General features: G+C 72.2%; 18 protein-coding genes. 13 read left to right on the top strand and 5 right to left on the bottom strand.

Annotation, left to right across the window (positions count from 1 at the left end):
- Positions 1–3: 3 nt before the first annotated feature.
- A complete protein-coding gene (locus M8C17_RS29130) occupies positions 4–933 on the bottom strand; it encodes a LysR family transcriptional regulator (RefSeq protein ID WP_252419774.1) in 930 nt (309 codons plus the stop codon).
- Between the two features lie 83 nt (positions 934–1,016).
- Here M8C17_RS29130 and M8C17_RS29125 point away from each other — a divergent pair, with 83 nt between their 5' ends.
- The 7 genes from M8C17_RS29125 (at position 1,017) to M8C17_RS29095 (ending at position 9,084) form a co-directional block, all read left to right on the top strand.
- Positions 1,017–1,700: a succinate dehydrogenase cytochrome b subunit gene (locus M8C17_RS29125; RefSeq protein WP_308209603.1), complete on the top strand. Its 684-nt coding sequence runs from the start codon at positions 1,017–1,019 to the stop codon at positions 1,698–1,700.
- Between the two features lies 1 nt (position 1,701).
- Positions 1,702–3,639, top strand: a complete 1,938-nt coding sequence (locus M8C17_RS29120; RefSeq protein WP_252419773.1) for a fumarate reductase/succinate dehydrogenase flavoprotein subunit — start codon at positions 1,702–1,704, stop codon at positions 3,637–3,639.
- The gene (locus M8C17_RS29115; protein ID WP_252419772.1) at positions 3,636–4,397 is read left to right on the top strand and encodes a succinate dehydrogenase/fumarate reductase iron-sulfur subunit; all 762 of its coding nucleotides are present in this window, start codon (positions 3,636–3,638) and stop codon (positions 4,395–4,397) included. The genes M8C17_RS29120 and M8C17_RS29115 overlap by 4 nt, the downstream gene beginning before the upstream one ends.
- Positions 4,398–4,603: 206 nt before the next feature.
- Positions 4,604–5,788, top strand: coding sequence for a zinc-dependent alcohol dehydrogenase (locus tag M8C17_RS29110; protein WP_252419771.1), 1,185 nt, complete (start codon positions 4,604–4,606; stop codon positions 5,786–5,788).
- Entirely contained in the window at positions 5,785–6,714 is a 930-nt protein-coding gene (locus M8C17_RS29105) for an SDR family NAD(P)-dependent oxidoreductase (protein WP_252419770.1), read from the top strand. The genes M8C17_RS29110 and M8C17_RS29105 overlap by 4 nt, the downstream gene beginning before the upstream one ends.
- 85 nt (positions 6,715–6,799) lie before the next feature.
- Positions 6,800–7,828: a serine hydrolase gene (locus M8C17_RS29100; RefSeq protein WP_252419769.1), complete on the top strand. Its 1,029-nt coding sequence runs from the start codon at positions 6,800–6,802 to the stop codon at positions 7,826–7,828.
- Positions 7,829–7,941: 113 nt separating this feature from the next.
- The gene (locus tag M8C17_RS29095; protein WP_252419768.1) at positions 7,942–9,084 is read left to right on the top strand and encodes an MBL fold metallo-hydrolase; all 1,143 of its coding nucleotides are present in this window, start codon (positions 7,942–7,944) and stop codon (positions 9,082–9,084) included.
- Positions 9,085–9,099: 15 nt separating this feature from the next.
- Here the strand turns inward: M8C17_RS29095 and M8C17_RS29090 are convergent, their stop codons facing one another.
- On the bottom strand, positions 9,100–10,611 hold the full coding sequence (locus M8C17_RS29090) for a deoxyguanosinetriphosphate triphosphohydrolase family protein (RefSeq protein ID WP_252419767.1): 1,512 nt from the start codon (positions 10,609–10,611) through the stop codon (positions 9,100–9,102).
- Positions 10,612–10,736: 125 nt separating this feature from the next.
- On the opposite strand from M8C17_RS29090, the gene M8C17_RS29085 reads away from it, so the two are divergent.
- Both M8C17_RS29085 and M8C17_RS29080 read left to right on the top strand, forming a co-directional pair.
- The gene (locus M8C17_RS29085) at positions 10,737–13,229 is read left to right on the top strand and encodes a Tex family protein (RefSeq protein ID WP_252419766.1); all 2,493 of its coding nucleotides are present in this window, start codon (positions 10,737–10,739) and stop codon (positions 13,227–13,229) included.
- A gap of 191 nt (positions 13,230–13,420) precedes the next feature.
- Positions 13,421–13,888: a hypothetical protein gene (locus tag M8C17_RS29080; protein ID WP_252419765.1), complete on the top strand. Its 468-nt coding sequence runs from the start codon at positions 13,421–13,423 to the stop codon at positions 13,886–13,888.
- Here the strand turns inward: M8C17_RS29080 and M8C17_RS29075 are convergent.
- Entirely contained in the window at positions 13,818–14,765 is a 948-nt protein-coding gene (locus tag M8C17_RS29075) for a DUF389 domain-containing protein (RefSeq protein ID WP_252419764.1), read from the bottom strand. The genes M8C17_RS29080 and M8C17_RS29075 overlap by 71 nt on opposite strands.
- A 244-nt stretch (positions 14,766–15,009) precedes the next feature.
- On the opposite strand from M8C17_RS29075, the gene M8C17_RS29070 reads away from it, so the two are divergent.
- The 4 genes from M8C17_RS29070 to M8C17_RS29055 all read left to right on the top strand — a co-directional run bounded on the left by M8C17_RS29070 (position 15,010) and on the right by M8C17_RS29055 (position 19,532).
- The gene (locus tag M8C17_RS29070) at positions 15,010–15,702 is read left to right on the top strand and encodes a sugar transferase (RefSeq protein WP_308209601.1); all 693 of its coding nucleotides are present in this window, start codon (positions 15,010–15,012) and stop codon (positions 15,700–15,702) included.
- A gap of 22 nt (positions 15,703–15,724) precedes the next feature.
- A complete protein-coding gene (locus M8C17_RS29065; RefSeq protein ID WP_252419763.1) occupies positions 15,725–16,873 on the top strand; it encodes a DegT/DnrJ/EryC1/StrS aminotransferase family protein in 1,149 nt (382 codons plus the stop codon).
- A complete protein-coding gene (locus M8C17_RS29060) occupies positions 16,870–17,514 on the top strand; it encodes an acetyltransferase (RefSeq protein ID WP_252419762.1) in 645 nt (214 codons plus the stop codon). The genes M8C17_RS29065 and M8C17_RS29060 overlap by 4 nt, the downstream gene beginning before the upstream one ends.
- A 146-nt stretch (positions 17,515–17,660) precedes the next feature.
- Positions 17,661–19,532 carry a polysaccharide biosynthesis protein gene (locus M8C17_RS29055; protein ID WP_252419761.1) on the top strand — a complete coding sequence of 624 codons (1,872 nt, stop codon included), beginning with the start codon at positions 17,661–17,663 and terminating at the stop codon, positions 19,530–19,532.
- Between the two features lie 78 nt (positions 19,533–19,610).
- Here M8C17_RS29055 and wecB read toward each other — a convergent pair whose 3' ends face one another.
- Complete coding sequence (wecB, locus tag M8C17_RS29050) at positions 19,611–20,735, bottom strand: non-hydrolyzing UDP-N-acetylglucosamine 2-epimerase (protein WP_252419760.1); 1,125 nt, start codon at positions 20,733–20,735, stop codon at positions 19,611–19,613.
- Positions 20,736–20,793: 58 nt separating this feature from the next.
- Positions 20,794–21,918: NAD-dependent epimerase/dehydratase family protein (locus M8C17_RS29045; RefSeq protein ID WP_252419759.1), on the bottom strand; the 1,125-nt coding region annotated here is incomplete at its 5' end.

Genomic DNA, 21,918 nt, shown 5'->3' with positions numbered 1-21,918 from the left:
CGCTCAGAGCGGGTCCACGCCCGGCGGGAGGTCGTCGCGGTCGATCGCCGTCTGGATGTAGTCGAGCAGGATCCGGCGAAGCTCCCGGCCGGCGTGGGTCGGCACGACGTCGCGCCGGCGGGCAACCGCGATGGTCCGCCGCACCCCGGGTGGCGCCAGCGGGGTGATCCGTACGCCGGGTCGGCGGGCCAGGACGATGCCGGGCACCAGTGCGATGCCGAGCCCCGCCTCGACGAAGCTGAGCACCGCGTCCATCTCGCCGCCGTCCACCGCGAAGGCCGGTTCGAAGCCGGCCTCCCGGCACGCCTGGATGGTGGCGTCGCGCAGGTCGTAGCCCTCGCGGAACATCACCATCGGCTGGTCACGCAGGTCGGTGATGCGCAGTTCGCCGGTTGCCGAGGCGGTCGGCACCTCCGCCACCGAGGCCACCACGAGGCTCTCCCGCAGGATCGGGTCGACGCGCAGCCCGGGGTCGGCGCCCTGGGCCGGCATGATGATCAGAGCCAGGTCGAGGTCGCCGCGCAGCAGGTCGCGCACCAGGTCCTGGGATCCGCCCTCCTCGACCTTGAGGTCGACGGTGGGGTGCGCGTCGCGGAACCGGCGCAGCACGGGTGGGGCGAGCGAGGTGGCCAGGCTCGGGGTGGCGCCGAGCCGGACCCGACCGCGGCGCAGCCCGACCAGTTCCTGGACCTCCCGGGTCGCGGTGTCCACGTCGGCGAGGATCCGGGTGGCCAGCGGCAGCAGCACCTCCCCGGCCGCGGTGAGGGCGATGTTGCCCCGTACCCGTTCGAACAGGGGCGCCCCGAGGTCGGTCTCCAGAGCGTGAATTTGCTTACTGAGTGAGGGCTGGGTTATCCCCACGATGTCGGCGGCTTGGGTGAAATGTCGTACTTCGGCCACCGCGACGAAGTACCGGAGCTGATGGAGCTGCATCTACATAGCTTATGGCTATCAAGACTACGACTTCGATGCATTGGACGACTGAATCAAGTGCTCCTAGCGTCGGTCGTGTGGTAATCACGAAAACTCGGTCGCCCATCCGCTCGAACGTCGGCCTCAAGGCCGTCATGGCGGTGACGGGCATCCTGCTGGCCCTGTTCCTGATCGCGCACATGCTCGGAAACCTGAAGGTGTTCACGGGCGCGACGTCGTTCGACCACTACGCGCACTGGCTGCGCGACATCGGCAAGCCGCTGCTGCCCGGCGTCTGGTTCCTGTGGATCCTGCGCACCGTGCTGGTGGTGGCCGTCGTCGCGCACATCGTGGCCGCGACCGTCCTGGCCCGGCGCGCCCGCGCGGCCCGCCCGGTGAAGTACGCCCACCGCAAGAAGATCAACGGCAGCTACGCGGCCCGCACGATGCGCTGGGGCGGGGTGATCATCCTGCTGTTCGTGATCTACCACATCCTGGACCTGACCACCGGCACGCTGAACCCGGTCGGTGACGCCAGCAAGCCGTACGGCAACGTCGTCGCCGACTTCGCGCCGGAGCGCTGGTACGTCACGCTCTTCTACACCCTCGCCATCGTCACGGTGGGCTTCCACCTGCGGCACGGTGCCTTCAGCGCGTTCCGCAGCCTCGGTCAGCAGACCCCGCGCGGTGAGCGCCGGGCGCGCGCCGCCGCGCTGGTCTTCGCCGTGGCGCTCTGCGCCGGATACCTGGTGGTCCCGTTCGCCGTACTCACCGGATTGGTGTCCTGACATGGAACTCTTCACCGAGGGCGACCCGATCGCCGACACCAGGGCTCCCGACGGCCCCATCGAGAAGCGCTGGGACACGCGGCGCTTCGAAGCCAAGCTGGTCAACCCCGCCAACCGGCGGAAGATGACCGTGATCGTGGTCGGTACCGGCCTCGCCGGCGGCTCGGCCGCGGCGACCCTGGCCGAGCAGGGCTACCACGTCAAGTCCTACTGCTACCAGGACAGCCCGCGCCGGGCGCACTCGATCGCGGCGCAGGGCGGCATCAACGCCGCGAAGAACTACCGCAACGACGGCGACTCGGTGCACCGGCTCTTCTACGACACCGTCAAGGGCGGCGACTTCCGCTCCCGCGAGTCGAACGTGCACCGGCTGGCCGAGGTCTCGGTCAACATCATCGACCAGTGCGTCGCCCAGGGCGTGCCCTTCGCCCGCGAGTACGGCGGCCTGCTGGACACCCGCTCCTTCGGTGGCGCCCAGGTGCAGCGCACCTTCTACGCCCGGGGCCAGACGGGCCAGCAGCTGCTGCTCGGCGCGTACCAGGCCCTGGAGCGGCAGATCGGCCTCGGCAACGTCGAGATGAACGCCCGGCACGAGATGCTGGAGCTGGTCGTCGTCGACGGCAAGGCCCGCGGCATCGTCGTCCGGGACCTGGTCACCGGCGAGATCAGCACCGAGATGGCCGACGCCGTGGTGCTCGCCTCCGGCGGCTACGGCAACGTCTTCTACCTCTCCACCAACGCCAAGGGCTGCAACGTCACCGCCACCTGGCGGGCGCACCGCAAGGGCGCGTACTTCGCCAACCCGTGCTACACGCAGATCCACCCGACCTGCATCCCGGTCTCCGGCGACCACCAGTCGAAGCTGACCCTGATGAGCGAGTCGCTGCGCAACGACGGCCGGGTGTGGGTGCCGAAGACCAAGGGCGACGACCGCAACCCCCGCGACATCCCCGACGACGAGCGGGACTACTACCTGGAGCGCATCTACCCCTCCTTCGGCAACCTGGTCCCCCGGGACATCGCGTCCCGCGCCGCGAAGAACGTCTGCGACGAGGGCCGGGGCGTCGGGCCGACCAAGCTCGGCGTCTACCTCGACTTCGCCGACGCGATCGAGCGGCTGGGCCGCAAGGCCATCGAGGCCAAGTACGGCAACCTCTTCGAGATGTACGAGCGGATCACCGGCGAGGACCCGTACGAGGTGCCGATGCGGATCTACCCCGCCGTGCACTACACGATGGGCGGCCTGTGGGTCGACTACGACCTCCAGTCGACCATCCCGGGCCTGTTCGTGATCGGCGAGGCGAACTTCTCCGACCACGGCGCGAACCGGCTCGGCGCCTCGGCGCTGATGCAGGGCCTGGCCGACGGCTACTTCGTGCTGCCCACCACCATCGCCAACTACCTGGCCTCGGGTCCGCTGGACAAGGTCGACGCCACCCACCCGGCGGCGATCGAGGCTCGCGCCGACGTCGAGGACCGGATCCGGCGGCTGCTGGCGGTCAACGGCGACCGGACCGTGGACTCGTTCCACCGGGAGCTGGGCCAGATCATGTGGGAGCACTGCGGCATGGAGCGCAGCGACGCCGGGCTGCGCAAGGCGATCGACGAGATCCGTGCCCTGCGTGACCAGTTCTGGCAGCGGGTCAAGGTCGCCGGCGAGGGCGAAGGGCTCAACCAGTCGCTGGAGAAGGCCGGCCGGGTGGCCGACTTCTTCGAGCTGGCGGAGCTGATGTGCATCGACGCCCTGCACCGCGAGGAGTCGTGCGGCGGGCACTTCCGGGCCGAGCACCAGACGCCCGACGGTGAGGCGCAGCGCGACGACGACCGGTTCGCGTACGTGGCGGCCTGGGAGTTCACCGCCACCGGTGAGCCGTCGGTGCTGCACAAGGAAGACCTGAAATTCGAATACGTCCACCCCACGCAGCGGAGCTACAAGTGAACCTGACCCTGCGCATCTGGCGCCAGAAGGGCCCTGAGGACAAGGGTCGGATGGTGACCTACCCGGTCGACGACGTGTCTCCGGACATGTCGTTCCTGGAGATGCTCGACGTGCTCAACGAACGGCTGATCCTCGCCGGCGAGGACCCGGTGGCGTTCGACCACGACTGCCGCGAGGGCATCTGCGGCATGTGCGGTCTGATGATCAACGGTGACGCGCACGGGCCGCAACGCGGCACCACCGCCTGCCAGCTGCACATGCGGCAGTTCACCGACGGCGAGACGATCGACATCGAGCCGTGGCGGGCCAGCGCCTTCCCGGTCATCAAGGACCTGGTGGTCAACCGGGGCGCCTTCGACAAGATCATCGCCGCCGGTGGCTACATCACCGCGCCGACCGGCAGCGCGCCCGAGGCGCACTCCACCCCGGTGGCCAAGGCCAACGCGGACGCCGCCTTCGAGTCGGCGGCCTGCATCGGCTGCGGCGCGTGCGTGGCGGCCTGCCCGAACGGGTCCGGCATGCTCTTCACCGCCGCCAAGCTCACCCAGCTCTCGCTGCTGCCGCAGGGCCAGCCGGAGCGGTACACCCGGGTGATCGGCATGGTCGACGCGCACGACGAGGCCGGTTTCGGCGGCTGCACCAACGCCGGCGAGTGCACCCCGGCCTGCCCGAAGGGCATCCCGCTGAACACCATCGGCCGGCTCAACCGCGACTACCTTCGGGCGACCGCCACCCGCGGCGACACCCCCGGCTCCTGAGCCGGCCGGCGGGTCCGCCCGCCACGGCCCGCACCGACCGCCGTACCTCCTGCCGGGGGTGCGGCGGTCGGCATCTGGTCTCACAAATGCCGAGCCGGCACGAGCACCTCCGACTCCGGCCAGCACGTCGGGAAGGACACTCGCCGCCGGTTCAACTCCCCTTCCCCGGGTAGCAGTCAGGCAGGGAGAGAGGGAGGAAATCAGACATGAAGGCGTTGACCTGGCAGGGCAAGCGGGACGTACGGGTCGAGGAGGTGCCGGACCCTCGCATCGAGGAGCCGACCGACGCGATCGTGAAGATCACGTCGACCGCGATCTGCGGCTCCGACCTGCACCTGTACGAGGTGCTGGGGCCGTACCTGAAGCCCGGCGACATCCTCGGTCACGAGCCGATGGGCATCGTCCAGGAGGTCGGATCGGGCGTGACCCGGCTCAAGCCCGGCGACCGGGTGGTGGTGCCGTTCAACATCTCCTGCGGCAGCTGCTGGATGTGCCAGCGCCAGCTCTACGCCCAGTGCGAGACCACCCAGGTCAGCAGCGAGGGCAAGGGCGCGGCCCTGTTCGGCTACACCTCCCTCTACGGCTCGGTCCCCGGCGGGCAGGCCGAGTACCTGCGTGTCCCGCAGGCCCAGTTCGGGCCGATCACCATCCCGCAGACCGGCGCCGACGAGCGCTACCTCTACCTCTCCGACATCCTGCCCACCGCCTGGCAGGCGGTGAAGTACGCCGACACCCCGCCCGGCGGCACCCTGGCCGTGTTCGGGCTGGGCCCGGTGGGCCAGTTCTGCGCCCGGATCGGCCGGCACCTCGGCGCCGGCCGGGTGATCGGTCTGGACCTGGTGCCCGAGCGGCTGGAGATGGCCCGCCGGCACGGCATCGAGGTGCTCGACGTCCGCGAGCTGGACGACGTACCGGGCGCCCTCATCGACCTGGTCGACGGGCGCGGTCCGGACGCGGTGATCGACGCCGTCGGCATGGAGGCGCACGGCTCGCCGGTCGGCAAACTGGCGCACGCCGCCGTCGGACTGCTGCCGGACAAGCTGGCCCAGACGATGACCGACCGGGTCGGCATGGACCGGCTCTCTGTCCTGCACGCCGCGATCAAGGCGGTCCGCCGTGGCGGGACCGTCTCGCTGTCCGGTGTCTACGGCGGTGAGGCGGACCCGATGCCGCTGATGGAGATGTTCGACCGGGGCATCCAACTACGGATGGGGCAGTGCCACGTGCGCCGGTGGACCGACGAGATCCTGCCGCTGCTGTCCGGCGACGACGACCCGCTGGGCGTGGAGGACCTGCGGACCCACCGGGTGCCGCTGGCTCGGGCGCCGCAGGCGTACGAGATGTTCCAGAAGAAGGAGGACGGCTGCATCAAGGTCGTGCTCGAACCGTGAGCCGGGTGGTGGTGATCGTCGGCGCGACCAGCGGGATCGGTCGGGCGACGGCCCGGGCGTTCGCCGAGCGCGGCGACCGCCTCGTCCTCGCCGCCCGCGCCGCGGAAACCCTGGCCGAGGTACGCGCGGAGTGCCCCGACGTCGACGTGCTGACCGTGCCGACCGACGTCACCGGGCCGGGGGCGCTGGACGCACTCGCGGACGCGGCCGTCGACCGGTTCGGCCGCATCGACGTCTGGGTGCACACCGCCGCGGTGATGGCCTACGGTCGTTTCGACGAGTTGCCCGAGCGGGTCTTCGACCAGGTGGTGCGGACCGATCTGCTGGCTGCCGCCGGCGCGGCACGGGTGGCGTTGCGACACTTCCGGGCCACCGGTGCCGGCACCCTGATCCTCACCAACTCGGTGCTCGGGTACATCACCGCGCCGTACATGAGCGCCTACGTGGCCAGCAAGTGGGGTTTGCGGGGGTTGGCCCGGGCGGTCCAGCAGGAGCTGCGCGACAGCCCCGGAATCCGGCTGTGCCTGGTCAACCCCGGCAGCGTCGACACCCCCGTGTACCGGCAGGCGGCCAACTATCTGGGCCGGATCGGCCGGCCCCCACCGCCGATCAGTGGGCCGCAGCGGGTGGCCCGGGCCATCGTGGACTGCGTGGACCGGCCGCGCCGCGAGATCTCCGTGGGTCGACTGAACGCGGTGATGCGCGTCGGCTTCACCGTGGTGCCGGGCCTCTACGACGTCCTCGTCGGGCCGCTGATGCGGCTGGCCGGCCTGAGCGGACAGTCGGTCGCCGCGCACGACGGCACGGTCTTCGCCCCGAACCCGGCCGGCGAGGCGGTGCGCGGGGGATACCTCCCCGACCTGCGGCAACTCGCCCGCAGCCTGCCCGGGCCCGCCGGCGCCGTGCTGCGCCGGCGGCTCGGGTGAGCGGTCGGGGGGCATCTTGCATCGATCAACTCGCCTAGGGTGGTGGTCCGGCAAGCGCTCCGGCGCACCACGATGGGGGAGACGATTGACCATCCGACTGAACCGCAGGACGGCACTCGGGCTGGGCACGGTGGCCACGGCCGGCACGGTGCTCGGCGCCGCCACCCCGGCGAGCGCCGCCGAACGCCCGGGCTCCCGACCGGCCCCTGGCGTCTACCCCAGCACTCCGGCCCAGCCCGCCGACCTGGTCGCCGCCAGCTACACCCGGTACAGCACGGGGGCCGGCGGCAACTGGCAGGCGTACATCAGCGTGGCTGACCCGGCCGGCCCGCCGGTGGTGGCGGTGACGGACGAGGCGGACCGGCGGATCGAGGCGTACAGCGTCAACAAGATCGCGGTCGCCACGGCCGTGCTGGACAAGGTCGACCGAGGGCTGCTCACCCTGGACCAGCGGGTCGAGGTGACGGCGGCGATCGTGGTGCCGGGCGGCGACGGCATCTTCAGCCTCGACGGCGCGTACCCCAGCAGCGTGACCCTCGGGCACGTGCTGGCCAATCTGCTGACCGTCTCCGACGACACGGCCGTGCGGCTGTGCGGGCTGGTCGCCCCGGCCGCCGAGATCAACTCCATCCTGGTAGCCAAGGGCTTCCCGAACACCCAGGTCGAGCCGGTCGCCAACCCGAACCGGTTCTTCCTCGGCACCAGCACGCCCCGGGAGACGCACGACCTGCTGCGCGCCCTGGTCGCCGGCACCCTGCTCTCCCCCACCTCGACGGCGTTCCTCCTCGGGCTGCTGCGCGCCCCGGTGGCGTTCACCGACGGCATCCGGCGCACCATGTCCTCCGAGGAGCGGGCCCGGATCGCCACGAAGGCCGGCTGGTTCGCCGACGCCCGGCACGAGGCAGGGATCATCTTCGACCGGTCCGGCGCCGCGGTGCTCACCTACGCGCTCTTCGCCGACGGGCAGGCCGACGCCGACGACTTCGGCGCCACCCACCCGGCGGTGCAGGCCCGGGCCGCCATGGGCCCCCGGTTCCTGAAGGCCGTGGACCAGCTCACCGGCGCTGGAACGGCGTACCGGGTGGCACCACGGCAGCCCAGCAACGGCGGCTGAGCCCGATCCCGGATCGGTCGTCGAGATGGCGACCGATCCGGTGGGGCGACCGCCGGGGCGCGAGCCGTCGCGGGTGACTACCGTGTAGTGCGGGACACGGCGGAGGGACGGCGATGGCACCAGCGGAACGCACGGACGTCGAACGGTCGCTCGGGCGACGCATGCGCGGCGCGGCGGGGTTGGCCGCACTCGCCGGCCTGGCCTGGGTGGCCCGGGACGTGCCGGCGGCACTCGGCGGCCGGCTCACCGGAGCCCGCGCCGAACGGGCCGCCCGCTCGCCCCAGTTCCGCGACGGCACCTTCCACAACCAGGCCGGCACCCGCACGATGGTCGCCGACCCGGGTCGCAACCTGCTGCGGGAGCTGATCTTCGGCAAGCAGAAGCGGCGTCCCAGCACCGCGGTGCCGCTGCTGCGCCCCAGCGCACCGCAGGCCGCCGACGCCACGGACGAGCTCACCATCGTCTGGTACGGCCACGCCTCGGCGCTGATCGAGATCGAGGGTCGGCGGGTGCTGCTCGACCCGGTCTGGAGCGAGCGCTGCTCGCCGTCGGGCCTGGTCGGTCCCCGCCGGCTGCACGAGCCGCCGGTGCGCCTGGACGAGCTGCCGCCGTTGGACGCCATCCTGATCTCCCACGACCACTACGACCACCTGGACATGGCGACCGTCCGAGAGCTGCTGGTCGGGCAGTCCGCACCGTTCCTGGTGCCGCTCGGGGTGGGCGCGCACCTGGACCGGTGGGGCGTACCCGCCGACCGGATCATCGAGCTGGACTGGGCCGAGTCACACCGGGTCGCCGGGCTGGAGATCACCGCCACCGCCGCACAGCACTTCTCCGGCCGGGGGCTGCGCCGCGACGGCACGCTCTGGAGTTCCTGGGTGGTCGCCGGTGCCCGACGCAAGGTCTTCTACACCGGCGACTCCGGCTACTTCGACGGTTACGCCGCCATCGGGGCCGAGCACGGGCCTTTCGACGTCACGCTGATGCAGATCGGCGCGTACGACCGGGCGTGGCCGAGCATCCACATGTTCCCCGAGGAGGCGGTCAACGCCCACCTCGACCTGCGTGGCGGGCTGTTCATCCCGGTGCACTGGGCCACGTTCAACCTGGCCCTGCACGACTGGGCCGAGCCGGTGAACCGCCTGTGGGCCGAGGCGAAGGCCCGCGACGTCCGGCTGGCGGTGCCCCGCCCGGGTGAACGGGTCGTGGTCGACGACCCGCCGGCCGTGGACGGCTGGTGGCAGGCCGTCGCCTGACCGGGACTCGCCCGCTCAGAGCACGAAGGCGTCCGTCCAGAGCGCGCCGGAGCGGCCGGAGAGCGCGTCCAGCATGGCCACCGCCTGACCGTCGGTGAGCTGGGCCACGAAGTCCACGATGGCCCGCCCCCGGGCCCGGCCGATCCGATCCGGGGTACGCGGGTGCAGCTCCGCCTCGGCCAACTCGACCAGGTCGTGCAGCCGCCGGGGCAGCCGGGACTCCTCCTCCGGGTCGAGCAGCCACTCCCACAGCGCCTCCACCAACGTGCCCAGCAGCCGGGCCTGGCCCCGCTGGTGCAGGGCGAGATCCGGGCGGGCCAGCACGAACCGGTGGTGGACGAACTTGAGCACCTGCACCTCGTGCCACTGGGCACAGCCCAGCAGCACGTGGCCCGAGCGCACCGACGGCTCGTCGGTGACCGTGATCGCCTCGACGAAGCGGGTGGACCAGCGGGCGGAGAACCTCGCCACGTACTGCTCGGCCTCGATCGAGCCGTCGAACGGCATCGCCAGCAGCCCGTCGACCAGCTCCTCCCGGACGTGCTCGACGGCGGCGGCGAACGCGTCGTCGTCGGCGATCCAGGCGTCCTTGCGGTGCAGTTGCCGGCGCAGCCGCTCGATGGCCGCGCCGGGCCGCCGGGCCGCCGTGACCAGCGCCGCGTCGGTGATCGCCCGGAAGTGCCCACTCTCCCGCTGCCAGGCCATCAGCTCGGCGGAGACCGCGCCCTGCTGGAGCACACCGACCCGGTAGAAGTCCTCCACGTCGTGGATGGCGTACGCGATGTCGTCGGCGGTGTCCATCACGGACGCCTCCACGGTCTGCTGCCAGTCCGGGATGCGGCCGGCGAACGGCTCCCGGGCCTGGCGCAGGTCGTCGAGTTCGGTCCGGTACGCGCCGAACTTCGACGAGCCGCTCTCCGGATCGTCCGGCGGCGGGGTGGCCCCACGCGGTGGCGGGTCCATCGTGCGCGGGTGCGGGTCGGGGTGGTCCAGCCGGGTCCACGGGTACTTCAGCATCGCCGCGCGGACCGCGGCGGTCAGGTCCAGCCCGGTGGTGGCCGCGCCCCGGATCTCGGTGCTGGTGACGATCCGGTACGACTGGGCGTTGCCCTCGAAGCCGTCGGTGAGGCCGAGTCGCTGCCGGGCCAGCCGGTCCAGCACCCGCTCCCCCAGATGCCCGAACGGCGGGTGGCCGAGGTCGTGGGCGAGCGCCGCGGCCTCCACGACGTCCGGGTCGCAACCGCCGAGCTTGTCCAGCAGCTCGCGCCACCGCTCGTCGGCCGTCAGCCGCTCGGCGACCGCACGTGCCACCTGCGCGACCTTCAGGCTGTGGGTGAGCCGGTTGTGCACCAGCAGGCCGGAGCCCACCGGGCTGATCACCTGGGTGACACCACCGAGGCGGGCGAAGAACGGCGAGCCGACGATGCGGTCCCGGTCGGCGCGGAACGGGTTGCCGGTGAGGTCACCGAGGGCCCGGGCGCTGCCGCCGAAGAGCCGCCGGGCGCGCGGCTCCGCAGCTGTTTCCATGATCGCCACGCTAGCGCAGGCTCGGCGGGCGCGCCGCCGGGTCGCCCGGCCGGGCGCGGCGACAGCGCCCCGGGCCGCCCGGCACAATGCAGGGCGGTACCCACTTCCGAAGGCGGATCGAGATCGTGACCCAGTCTGTTCATCAGCGGATCGCCGACGAGCTCGGCGTGGCCGAGCGTCAGGTGCGGGCGGCCGTGGAGCTGCTCGACGGCGGCGCCACCGTGCCGTTCATCGCCCGTTACCGCAAGGAGGCCACCGGCCTGCTCGACGACACCCAGCTGCGCACCCTGGAGGAGCGGCTGCGCTACCTGCGGGAACTGGACGAGCGGCGGGCCGCCGTGCTGGAGTCGATCCGCGGCCAGGGCAAGCTGGACGAGGCCCTCGAAGCGCAGATCATGGCCGCCGACTCGAAGTCCCGGCTGGAGGACATCTACCTCCCGTACAAGCCGAAGCGGCGGACCCGGGCGCAGATCGCCCGCGAGGCCGGCCTCGCGCCGCTGGCCGAGACGCTGCTGGCCGACCCCACCCAGGACCCGCGAGGCACCGCCGCCGGGTTCGTCGACCCGGAGAAGGGCGTCGCCGACGCCGCCGCCGCGCTGGAGGGCGCCCGGGCCATCCTCATCGAGACCTTCGCCGAGGACGCCGACCTGATCGGCACGCTGCGCGAGCAGATGTGGTCGCGGGGCCGGCTGGTCTCCCGGGTACGCGACGGCCAGGAGACGGCCGGCGCGAAGTTCGCCGACTACTTCGACTTCTCCGAGCCGTACCCGAAGCTGCCCTCGCACCGGATCCTGGCCATGTTCCGGGGCGAGAAGGAGGGCGTGCTCGACCTGACGATGGAGTCGGAGGAGGCCGGCGAGGCGGACGCCGCGCCGACCGGCCCGACCCGGTACGAGGCAGCCATCGCCGGCCGGTTCGGGGTGTCCGACGCCGGCCGACCGGCCGACCGCTGGCTGGCCGACACGGTCCGCTGGGCCTGGCGCACGCGGATCCTCATCCACCTCGGCGCGGACCTGCGGCTGCGACTGTGGCAGGCGGCCGAGGAGGAGGCGGTGCGCGTCTTCGCCATGAACCTGCGCGACCTGCTGCTGGCCGCGCCCGCCGGCACCCGGCCCACCATGGGGCTGGACCCGGGCCTGCGTACCGGCGTCAAGGTGGCCGTGGTGGACGCCACCGGCAAGGTGCTGGCCACCGACACGATCTATCCACACGAGCCGCGCCGGCAGTGGGACGCCTCGATCGAGACCCTCGCCCGGCTGGCCGGGACGCACGGCGTCGAGCTGGTGGCGATCGGCAACGGCACGGCCTCCCGCGAGACCGACAAGCTGGCCGGCGACCTGATCAAGCGGTACCCGCAGCTCAACCTGACCAAGGTGGTGGTCTCCGAGGCCGGCGCGTCGGTCTACTCCGCCTCCGCGTACGCCTCGCAGGAGCTGCCGGGGATGGACGTGTCGCTGCGCGGCGCCGTCTCCATCGCCCGCCGTCTCCAGGACCCCCTCGCCGAGCTGGTCAAGATCGATCCGCGGTCGATCGGGGTCGGCCAGTACCAGCACGACCTGTCCGAGGTGAAGCTGTCCCGGTCGCTGGACGCGGTGGTGGAGGACTGCGTCAACGCCGTCGGGGTGGACGTCAACACCGCCTCCGCGCCGCTGCTGACCCGGGTCTCCGGGATCGGCGCCGGGCTGGCCGAGAACATCGTGCTGCACCGGGACGCCAACGGGCCGTTCCGGTCGCGTACGGAGCTGAAGAAGGTGGCGCGGCTCGGCCCCAAGGCGTTCGAGCAGTGCGCGGGCTTCCTGCGCATCCCCGGCGGCGACGACCCGCTGGACTCCTCCAGCGTGCACCCCGAGGCGTACCCGGTGGTGCGCCGGATCCTCGCCAGCACCGGCCAGGACCTGCGCTCCGTGATCGGTCAGAGCAGCATCCTGCGTGGGCTGCGGGCGACCGACTTCGTCGACGACCGGTTCGGCCTGCCCACCGTCACCGACATCCTCGCCGAGTTGGAGAAGCCGGGCCGTGACCCTCGGCCCGAGTTCCGCACCGCCACCTTCGTCGAGGGGGTGGAGAAGATCGGTGACCTGAGGCCCGGCATGGTGCTGGAGGGCGTCGTCACCAACGTGGCCGCGTTCGGCGCGTTCGTCGACGTCGGCGTGCACCAGGACGGCCTGGTGCACGTCTCGGCGATGTCCCGGACGTTCGTGAAGGATCCCCGCGAGGTGGTGAAGTCCGGCGACGTGGTCCGGGTCCGGGTGCTGGACGTCGACGTGCCCCGCAAGCGGATCTCGCTGACCCTGCGCCTGGAGGACGAGCCGGCGGCGGCCCCGGCCGCTGGGCGGGACGGACAGGGCGCCCGCGGCGACCGGACCGGCCAGGACGCGCGCGGCGGCCCGGCTCAGCGCGGATCCCAGAGCGGACGCGGCGCACAGGACCAGCGCGGCGGTCAGGGCGGTCAGGGCGGTCGTGGCGGTCGTGGCGGACAGGGCGGGCAGGGCGGGCAGGGCGGTCGTGGCGGCCAGGGTGCGGGCGGCGGGCAGCAGCGACAGGGCCGGGGTAACGGCGCGCCGGCACCGGCCAACGACGCGATGGCGGACGCCCTGCGCCGCGCCGGTCTGGCCTGACCGCCCGCCCTTGCGGGACTTCGCTCGGGATGCCGCTCCGCACGGGCGCATCCCGAGCGCCGGGGCGCTTCTCGCCTCTGTGGCCGCCGGTCCGGTCGGCGGAGCCAGGTGGCGGTCCAGCCATCGCCCGGCGGACCCTGCTGGCGTACTCGACTGAGCCCGGTCGCACGCGCGGGCGTACCGTCGGCGTCGTGAGTGAGCGGGACGGCCAGGAGTGGCGGGAGCGGCAGCGGCAGGCGGTGCGGGCGCACGCCGACGCGGACGCGCGGCGGCGGGCCGCCGAGCAGGCCGAGGCGGCGGAGCTGGTGGCCTGGTTCGTGGCCGAGGCGACCCGACGAGGGCTGCCCACCACCCGGCTGACCGCCCGGGGCTACGACGGGCGCGGACGTTACCGGACCGGGCTGACCGGCTGGTACGTCGACCGGGCCGGAGAACGGGCCGTGGACGTTGCGGGCCGGTTCCACCTGCTGACCGTGCGGGGCGGCCTCCGTGCCCGGCTGTTCGGAGCGGACCCGCAGCCCAGCCCGGCGCCGCTGGTCGTCGGGGCGGGCGGCCGCGACGGCGAGTCGATCCCGTTGCGGACCCTGCTCACCCGGCTCTTGGAGGACGGGACCGGCGGGCGAGATTCCACCACCCGACCTGCTGCACCACGAGGGTGAGCAGCCCGGCCACGACGATCGCGCACAGGTTGATCACCAACTGGAGGGCCGACCCGGCCGCCTCGTGCCACACCCCGTAGGAGGCGGCCACCGCCACGTTGGCGGCGGCCGGCACCGTGGTCACCGAGATCAGCACCCCGACCAGGCTGCCCGACTTCTTCGAGGTCAGCGACAGCATGCCGGCCACCCCGGCGAGCAGGCCGACCACCCAGGACAGCGCGTCGGGCCGCCAGATGAAGTCGGTGAGCGGGCGCTCGGCGAGCAGCATCTCCTTACTGACCAGCCCTACGGCGGTCAGCGCCCAGGTGCTCAGCACGGTTGCCATCATCGCGGCCAGGAAGCCGACCGCGAGGGCCTGCACGGACCGCCCGATCACGCCGAGCCGCCGGCGCAGCAGCGCCACGCAGAGCGCGGCGAGGGGGCCGAACTCCGGACCGACCACCATCGCCCCGACGATGAGGATCGGCTGGTCCAGTAGGACGCCGATGCCGGCGATCATGGTGGCGACGATGATCAGCACCAGGTAGGTGCCGGAGAGTTCGGTCTGCTCGCCGGTCTTCGCCGCGATCTCGTCCCAGACCACCGCGTCGGCGCCGCTGCCGGGCGCCACCTCCGCCGCGCGGTCGGCCGCGGCGGAGATGGTCAACTCGACGTCGTCGGCGGCGATTCCGCCGTGCGCCTCCACACCGAGCTGTTGCAGTCCCTGCAGAACGCTGTCGGCGCTCTCCCGGACCACGTCGCACTGGATGAGGTCGCCGCGGGGCTGCCGGGCGACGCCGGGCAGCACCACCAGGTGGGTCACCCCCGGCTCGGCGGCCAGCAGGTCGACCACCGCCGCCGACTGGTCCGGCGGAGCGATCACCCTCAGGTGCAGCACGGTCTCCCCCTCGCCCGACCGGCCAGTTCTCCCCTCGCCCGACCGGCCGGTCGCGACTCTACCGCTCGACCGGAGCGGGCACCCACGGCAGGAGGGCGCACGGTGAGGCCGTGTCCCTCCGCGGCTTTTCGGGGTTGATCGGGGCGAAGCAGCCTGACTGTCGGCATTCGGAGCTGCCGCCCGTCTTGAGCTGGTAAAACCCTTTAAGTAGTTATTGCGTCGCTTCTTCTCGGAGGTCGGAACGGTGCCGGTGCCTGGTGGTCTCGCGAACGCCCCCGAACACCCCCTGCTGCTGCCCCGACCCGCACCCGGCAAGCGCATCTTCGACGCGGTCCTCGCGGCGGTGCTGCTGGTGCTGGTCGCGCCGGTGCTGGTGGTGGTGGCGGTCCTGGTCATGGTGGGCCTCGGCCGTCCCGTGCTGTTCCGCCAGTGCCGCGCCGGCCTGCACGGCCGCCCCTTCGAGGTGGTCAAGTTCCGCACCATGCGACCGCCCAACCACGGCCGCGGCCTGGTCGGCGACGGCGACCGACTCACCCCGCTGGGGCGCTGGCTGCGCGCCACCAGCCTGGACGAACTGCCCACGCTCTGGAACGTGCTGCGCGGCGACATGAGCCTCGTGGGCCCGCGCCCGCTGCTGCCGGAATACCTCGATCGCTACTCCCCCGACCAGGCACGCCGGCACGAGGTGCGGCCCGGCATCACCGGCCTGGCACAGGTACGCGGGCGCAACAGCCTGAGCTGGGAGGAGAAGCTCGACCTCGACGTCCGGTACGTGGACAGCCGGAACCTCCGGCTCGACCTGTCGATCCTGGTCACGACCGCGCGCACCGTGCTGCGCCGCGAGGGCATCAACGCGGCCGGGTCCGCCACCGCCCCGGAATTCCTCGGTACGCAGCGACGCCCGGCCCCGCCGCAGCGGGACCGGACACCGGCATGACGATCCACCAGGGAGCCGGCCGATGAGCCAGACCATCCACCTGTCCCCGCCCGACGTCGGGCCGCTCGAGGAGTCGTACCTGATCGCGGCCCTGCGCTCGGGTTGGGTGGCGCCGGCCGGCCCGGATCTGCGGGGGTTCGAACGCGACATCGCCGAGCGGGTCGGCACCGGCGGAGCCGTCGCGGTCAGTTCCGGCACCGCCGCCCTGCACCTGGCTCTGCTCGGCGTCGGGGTGCGGCCCGGCGACGTGGTCGTCGTGCCCACGCTCACGTTCGTGGCGACCGCGAACGCGGTCCGGTACATCGGCGCACGAGCGGTCTTCGTCGACTGCGACCCCCGGACCGGCAACGTCGACGTCGACCTCGTCGCCGACCTGCTGGGCCGGCTGCGATCGCGCGGGGAGCGGGTCGGCGCGGTCGTGCCGGTGGACATGTTCGGCAGCTGCGCCGACTACGAGGCCCTGGTCCCGGTCTGCGCCGAGGCCGGCGTCCCGCTGGTGGAGGACGCCGCGGAGGCCCTCGGCGCCAGCCACCGGGGGCAGGCGGCCGGCTCCTTCGGGCAGGTCGGTGTCCTCTCCTTCAACGGCAACAAGATCATGACAACGTCCGGTGGCGGAATGCTGGTGTCCGACGACACCGCGCTCCTCGACCGCGCTCGCCACCTCTCCACGCAGGCCCGCGAACCGGCGCGGCACTACGAGCACCGCGAGACCGGTTACAACTACCGGCTCAGCAACCTCCTGGCGGCGCTCGGCCGGGCCCAGTTGCTCCGGCTGGACGGGATGATCACGCGACGCCGTCAACTGCGCGACCACTACGCCAAGCTCTTCGCCCCGGTGCCGGGCGTCGAGTTGCTCGGCGCGGAGGACACCGAGTCGAACTGCTGGCTCACCGTCATCACCGTGGACCGGGAGCGGTGCGGTTGGCGTGCGGACGACCTGGCGGCCCACCTGGCCGAGCGCGACATCGAGACCCGACCGGTGTGGAAGCCGATGCACCTGCAACCCATGCACGTCGGCGCGGAGAGCCTGCTCACCGGCGCGGCGGAGCGGCTCTTCGCCGACGGGCTCACCCTGCCCAGCGGGAGTGCCCTGACCGAGCCGCAGATCGCCCGGGTGTTCGCCGCGATCGACGAGTTCCTGACCGTCCGGACGGGAGGGTCCGCGGCGTGACCACGGGACTGGTGGTGGCCGGCTGCGGCGGGCACGGCCGGGAGGTGCTCACGATCGCCCGGGCGGTGAGCGAGGCCGCCGGTGGGCCGGTCTGGGAGCTGCTGGGCGTCGTCGACGACCGCGCCTCCGAGGAGAACCTGAAGCGGCTGCAGCGGCTCGACGTGCCGTACCTCGGGGACGTGGCCTGGTTGCGCGACGCGCCCCCCGGCACCCGGTACGTCATCGGTATCGGAGACCCCCGGGTCCGCCGAGCCGTCGAAAGGCGGATCGACGGGTACGGCATCCCCGCCGCGAGCCTCGTCCACCCGGACGCCACCATCGGACCGGACACCGAGCACGGGCCGGGGTTCGTCGCCTTTCCGGGCGCCCGCGTCACCACGAACGTCACCATCGGCCGGCACGTGCACCTCAACCAGAACGCCACCGTCGGGCATGACAGCAGCCTCGCCGACTTCGTCTCCGTCAACCCGCTGGCCGCGGTGTCCGGTGACTGTCACCTGGCCGAGGGCGTGCTGATCGGGACCACCGCGGCGGTGCTGCAGGGCCTGCGGGTCGGGCGGGACAGCACGGTCGGTGCCGGGGCCTGCGTCGTCCGGGATGTGCCCGATCAGATGACCGTCAAGGGTGTTCCGGCCCGCTGAGAGCAGCCGGGACAGACAGCTTAATCACCGCTTAAGCCCAAAAACGCCCAACGGTGCTGCTTTGCCATGTAACAAGGACAAAGAGCCTAGTACTCCTTCCTGCCGCGTCGGCGGAAGCAGTCGGGACGGGACAGGGGAGCCAGCAGATGCCGCAGGACACCGAGAACAGGCAGGACGCGGACCGGCGGACGCGACGGGCGAGGGCCCGCCGACGCACCGTCGGATTCCTCGCCACCGACACCACCGCCTGGATCGGCGGGTTCGTCGCGGCCGCGTGGACCCGGTTCGAGCTCGAGCTTCCCCAGGGCCAACTGGGCCGGGCGGCGGCCGTCGGCATCGTCGCGGCGGTCGTGCACGTGGCGGTGGCGGCGTTGCGCCGGCTCTACTCCGGACGGCACCCGCTGGGCAGCCTCCAGGAGGTCCAGGGCGTCGCCGGCACCACCATCACGACGGCCGCCATCGTGCTGCTCGGCCTGCTGCCGTCCGACGACCGGCCGGTCCCGGCGAGCACCCCGCTGGTCGGCGGCGCGCTCGCCCTGCTGTTCATGCTGGGCGCCCGGTTCGCGTACCGGCACCGGCGCGACCTCGCCATGCGTCCGGACGTCCGGTCGTCGACGCCGGTGCTGCTGTTCGGGATGGGTGACGCCGGGCAGGGGCTGCTCCGCGCCATGCTCGGCGACCCGCGCGGGCGGTACCTGCCGGTCGGCGCGCTGGACGACGACCCGGACAAGCGCGACCTGCGCATCGGCCGGGTGCGCGTGCTGGGCGGACGGCACGACGTGGCCGCCTCCGTCCGGCGTACCGGCGCCACCACCGTCATCTTCTCGGTGGCCAACGCCGACGCCGCGCTCATCCGCCAGATCCGCGAGGCGACCCTCGACGCCGGCGCGGTCTTCAAGGTGCTGCCCCCGGTGCGGGACCTGGTCGACCACCGGATCACCGTCACCGACGTCCGGGACGTACAGGTCAGCGACCTGCTCGGCCGACGCCAGGTGATCGGTGACCTGCCGCTGAGCAGCAACAGCCTGACCGGGCGGCGGATCCTGGTCACCGGTGCCGGAGGGTCCATCGGCTCCGAACTCTGCCGGCAGGTGATGAAAGTCAACCCCGGTGAGCTGATGATGCTGGACCGCGACGAGTCGGCCCTGCACAGCCTCCAGATGTCGCTCGCCGGGCGGGCCATGCTGGACGGCCCCGAGCTGATCCTCGCCGACCTCCGGGACGACGAGGGGATCCGACGGATCATCCGGGAACGCCGCCCGGAGATCATCTTCCACGCGGCGGCGCTCAAGCACCTGACGCTGCTGCAACGGCACCCGGGCGAGGCGATCAAGACCAACGTCTGGGGCACACTCTCGGTGCTGGACGCCTGCCAGGACGTGGCGAAGTTCGTCAACATCTCCACCGACAAGGCAGCGGACCCGATCAGCGTCCTCGGCTACTCGAAGCGGATCACCGAACGGTTGACCGCGCACGCCGCATCCCGGTTCCCGGGGACGTTCCTCAGCGTCCGGTTCGGCAACGTGCTGAGCAGCCGCGGCTCGGTGGTGACGGCGTTCCAGAGGCAGATCGAGACCGGGAGGCCGTTGACCGTCACCCACCCGGACGTCAGCCGCTACCTGATGACCCTGCAGGAGGCCGTCCACCTGGTGCTCCAGGCCGCCGAGATCGGCCGGGACGGGGAGGCGCTGGTGCTCGACATGGGCGAGCCGGTCCGGATCGTCGACCTCGCTCGTCAGATGGCCGACCAGGCGTCCAGTTCCGTGCCGATCGTCTACACCGGCCTGCGGCCCGGCGAGAAGCTCCACGAGGACCTGCTCGGGACCGGCGAGGTCGACACCCGGCCGTTCCACCCTCTGGTGTCCCACGTGGCCGTGCCGGCGCTCGACCCCATGGAGGTGAGCGGGCTCGACCCGTACGACGACGCGGCGAAGGTCGTCGAACACCTCGCGCTGCTCTGCACCCAGCCGACCGACCCGGTGGGCGGCCCGCTGGGCGTACCGCTGCAGTCCCGCTGACCGACCACCAGGCGGGTCGGACGAACGGAACAGGGCCGGGACCGCGCTTCGCGGTCCCGGCCCTGTTGGCTCGCTGGTTCAGCGGCGAATGCCGGCCCAGTCGTGATGCCGGCGGACGGTGGAGAGGATGAAGTCGACCACCCTCCGGGAGGTGTCCGGCACCTGGTAGTCGATTGGGCAGGGCACCCCCTGCGCGGCGACCTGGGCCACGGTCACCTCGACCGCCTCGACCACACCCTGCGGGTCGAGGCCGGTCATGATGATGCCGCCGGCGTCGAGCGCCTCCGGACGCTCGATCGACTCGCGCAGGGTCACCGCGGGGAAGCCGAGGATGGCGGACTCCTCGCTGATCGTCCCGCTGTCCGACAGCGTGCAGTACGCCTTCGTCTGCAGGTGCACGTAGTCGAGCAGGCCGAACGGCTCGTGGAAGGCGATGCCGTCCAACGCGGTGGCGTCCGGGGCGAGCGTCTCCAGCCGTTTACGGGTCCGCGGGTGGGTGGAGACCAGCACGGGCAGGCCCCACCGGTCGCGCACCGCGACCAGGCAGTCCAGCAGTCGACGGAGCCGGTCGGGCCGGTCCACGTTCTCCTCCCGGTGCGCGCTGACCAGGAAGTACCCGCCCCGATCCAGCTCCAACCGGCGCAGGATGGTCGAGCTGGCGATCGGCGCCCGGTAGTGCTCCAGCACCTCCCGCATCGGCGAGCCGGTGTGCAGGATCCGGCGCGGGTGCAGGCCCTCGGCGAGCAGGTTGCGCCGGGCGTGTTCGGTGTAGACCAGGTTGAAGTCCGCCACGTGGTCGACGAGCCGCCGGTTGGTCTCCTCCGGCACGTTCAGGTCGAAGCAGCGGTTCCCGGCCTCCATGTGGTAGACCGGCACCCGCATCCGCCGCGCCATCAGCGCGGCGATACAGCTGTTGGTGTCGCCCAGCACGAGCAGCGCGTCCGGCCGCAGCTCGGCGATCGCCTGCTCCATGCCGACCAGCACGCCGCCGAGGACCCGACCGAGCGAGGAGGTGTCGACCTCCAGGAACCGGTCCGGCTGGCGCAGCCGCAGCTCGGTGAAGAAGACGTCGGACAGGGTCGGGTCCCAGTTCTGCCCGGTGTGCACCAGCACGTGGTCGACCGTCTCGTCGAGCCTGGCCAGCACCCGGGACAACCGAATGATCTCCGGCCGGGTACCGACCACCGTCATGATCCGGGTCATCGTCAACTCCGTCCCGCAGTCAGCGTGGGCATCATGTCCTCGATCCGGTTGGCGACGGTCATGCCGCCGACTCCACCGGCTCGCGCAGCGCGCTCTCGACCGGCTCGGCGTACGTGTCAGGCCGCTGCGGATCGAAGAGTTCGTTGGTCCAGAAGAGGGTCAGCAGCTCGCCGGGGCCGGTGTTCACGATCTTGTGGGCCCACATGGTCGGCATGTCCACCACCACGGGCGAGTCGCCGTCGACCGGGAAGCGGACCACCTCGTCGTGGCCGACCCGGCGAAGGCTGATCTCGGCGCTGCCCCGGACGACCGCGAAGCGTTCCACCTTGGCCAGGTGGAAGTGCTCGCCCCGGGTGATGCCGGGGTGGGACGTGGAACAGAAGGTCTGTCCCTGCCCGCCGTACGACTTGACCACCTCGGTCAGCTCGCCGCGGGCGTCGGCGTGCCGCGGCAGCGGCAGCGGGTAGTGCGCGGGGAAGCAGTGTGAACGGTAGGAGTTGAACAGGCGTACCGCGTGCCGGTCGGGCAGCGCCGGGATCTCGCCGGCCCGGTAGAGCGCGGCGTACGCGGTGAGCCGGTCGGCCACCTCGCGTACCCCGGTCCGCAGCTCCGGCATGGTGGCGTCCCAACTGCCCGTCGTGGACACCCCCAGCAGGTGGGCAGCGGCATCGGTGACGTGCACCAGACGCAGCTCCCGGTCCTCGTGCACCTCCGGCCGACCGCCGTCGGCGAGCAACCGGCAGAACGTCGCCACCACCGAGTTGTAGAAGGGCCGCCCGTGCTCGCCGTAGAGGTTCGGCAGTTTGACATCGACGACATTCAGCCCGGTGCTGGCGAGGGTCTGCGCCGCGACCGCCTTGGCATCGCCGTACGGGGTGCCGTTGCCGGCCTGGACCGAGTTGGCGAAGACGACTGTCCGGGGCGGCGCGGCGCACCGCTTCAGGCCGCGGGCGAGGGCGGCGGCGATCTCGACGTTGCCGGTCGCCACCTCGACCGGGTCGCCGCGGTTGACGCCGGCGAGGTGCAACACCCGGTCGACGCCGGCCGCCTTCGCGGCGACCGCCTCGGGATCAGCCAGGTCGGCCCGGGTCAGAACGGTCGGCTCCGGCCAGCCGAGCGCCCGGGCCAGGACCCGTGTGTGCCAGCCGAGGAAACCGCCGGCGCCGGTGATCGCGAGGTTCAT

This window comes from Micromonospora sp. RHAY321, assembly GCF_023896955.1.
In the GTDB taxonomy this organism is placed as follows: Bacteria; Actinomycetota; Actinomycetes; order Mycobacteriales; family Micromonosporaceae; genus Micromonospora.
The sequence above is the reverse complement of the archived record's forward strand: the minus strand, read 5'-3'. Positions and strand labels throughout refer to the sequence as shown.

Coding starts and splice junctions, on each gene's coding strand:
- M8C17_RS29130 (WP_252419774.1), bottom strand. CDS start 933: ATGCAGCTCCATCAGCTCCGGTACTTCGTCGCGGTGGCCGAAGTACGA.
- M8C17_RS29120 (WP_252419773.1), top strand. CDS start 1,702: ATGGAACTCTTCACCGAGGGCGACCCGATCGCCGACACCAGGGCTCCC.
- M8C17_RS29110 (WP_252419771.1), top strand. CDS start 4,604: ATGAAGGCGTTGACCTGGCAGGGCAAGCGGGACGTACGGGTCGAGGAG.
- M8C17_RS29095 (WP_252419768.1), top strand. CDS start 7,942: ATGGCACCAGCGGAACGCACGGACGTCGAACGGTCGCTCGGGCGACGC.
- M8C17_RS29090 (WP_252419767.1), bottom strand. CDS start 10,611: ATGGAAACAGCTGCGGAGCCGCGCGCCCGGCGGCTCTTCGGCGGCAGC.
- M8C17_RS29065 (WP_252419763.1), top strand. CDS start 15,725: ATGAGCCAGACCATCCACCTGTCCCCGCCCGACGTCGGGCCGCTCGAG.
- M8C17_RS29055 (WP_252419761.1), top strand. CDS start 17,661: ATGCCGCAGGACACCGAGAACAGGCAGGACGCGGACCGGCGGACGCGA.
- wecB (WP_252419760.1), bottom strand. CDS start 20,735: ATGACCCGGATCATGACGGTGGTCGGTACCCGGCCGGAGATCATTCGG.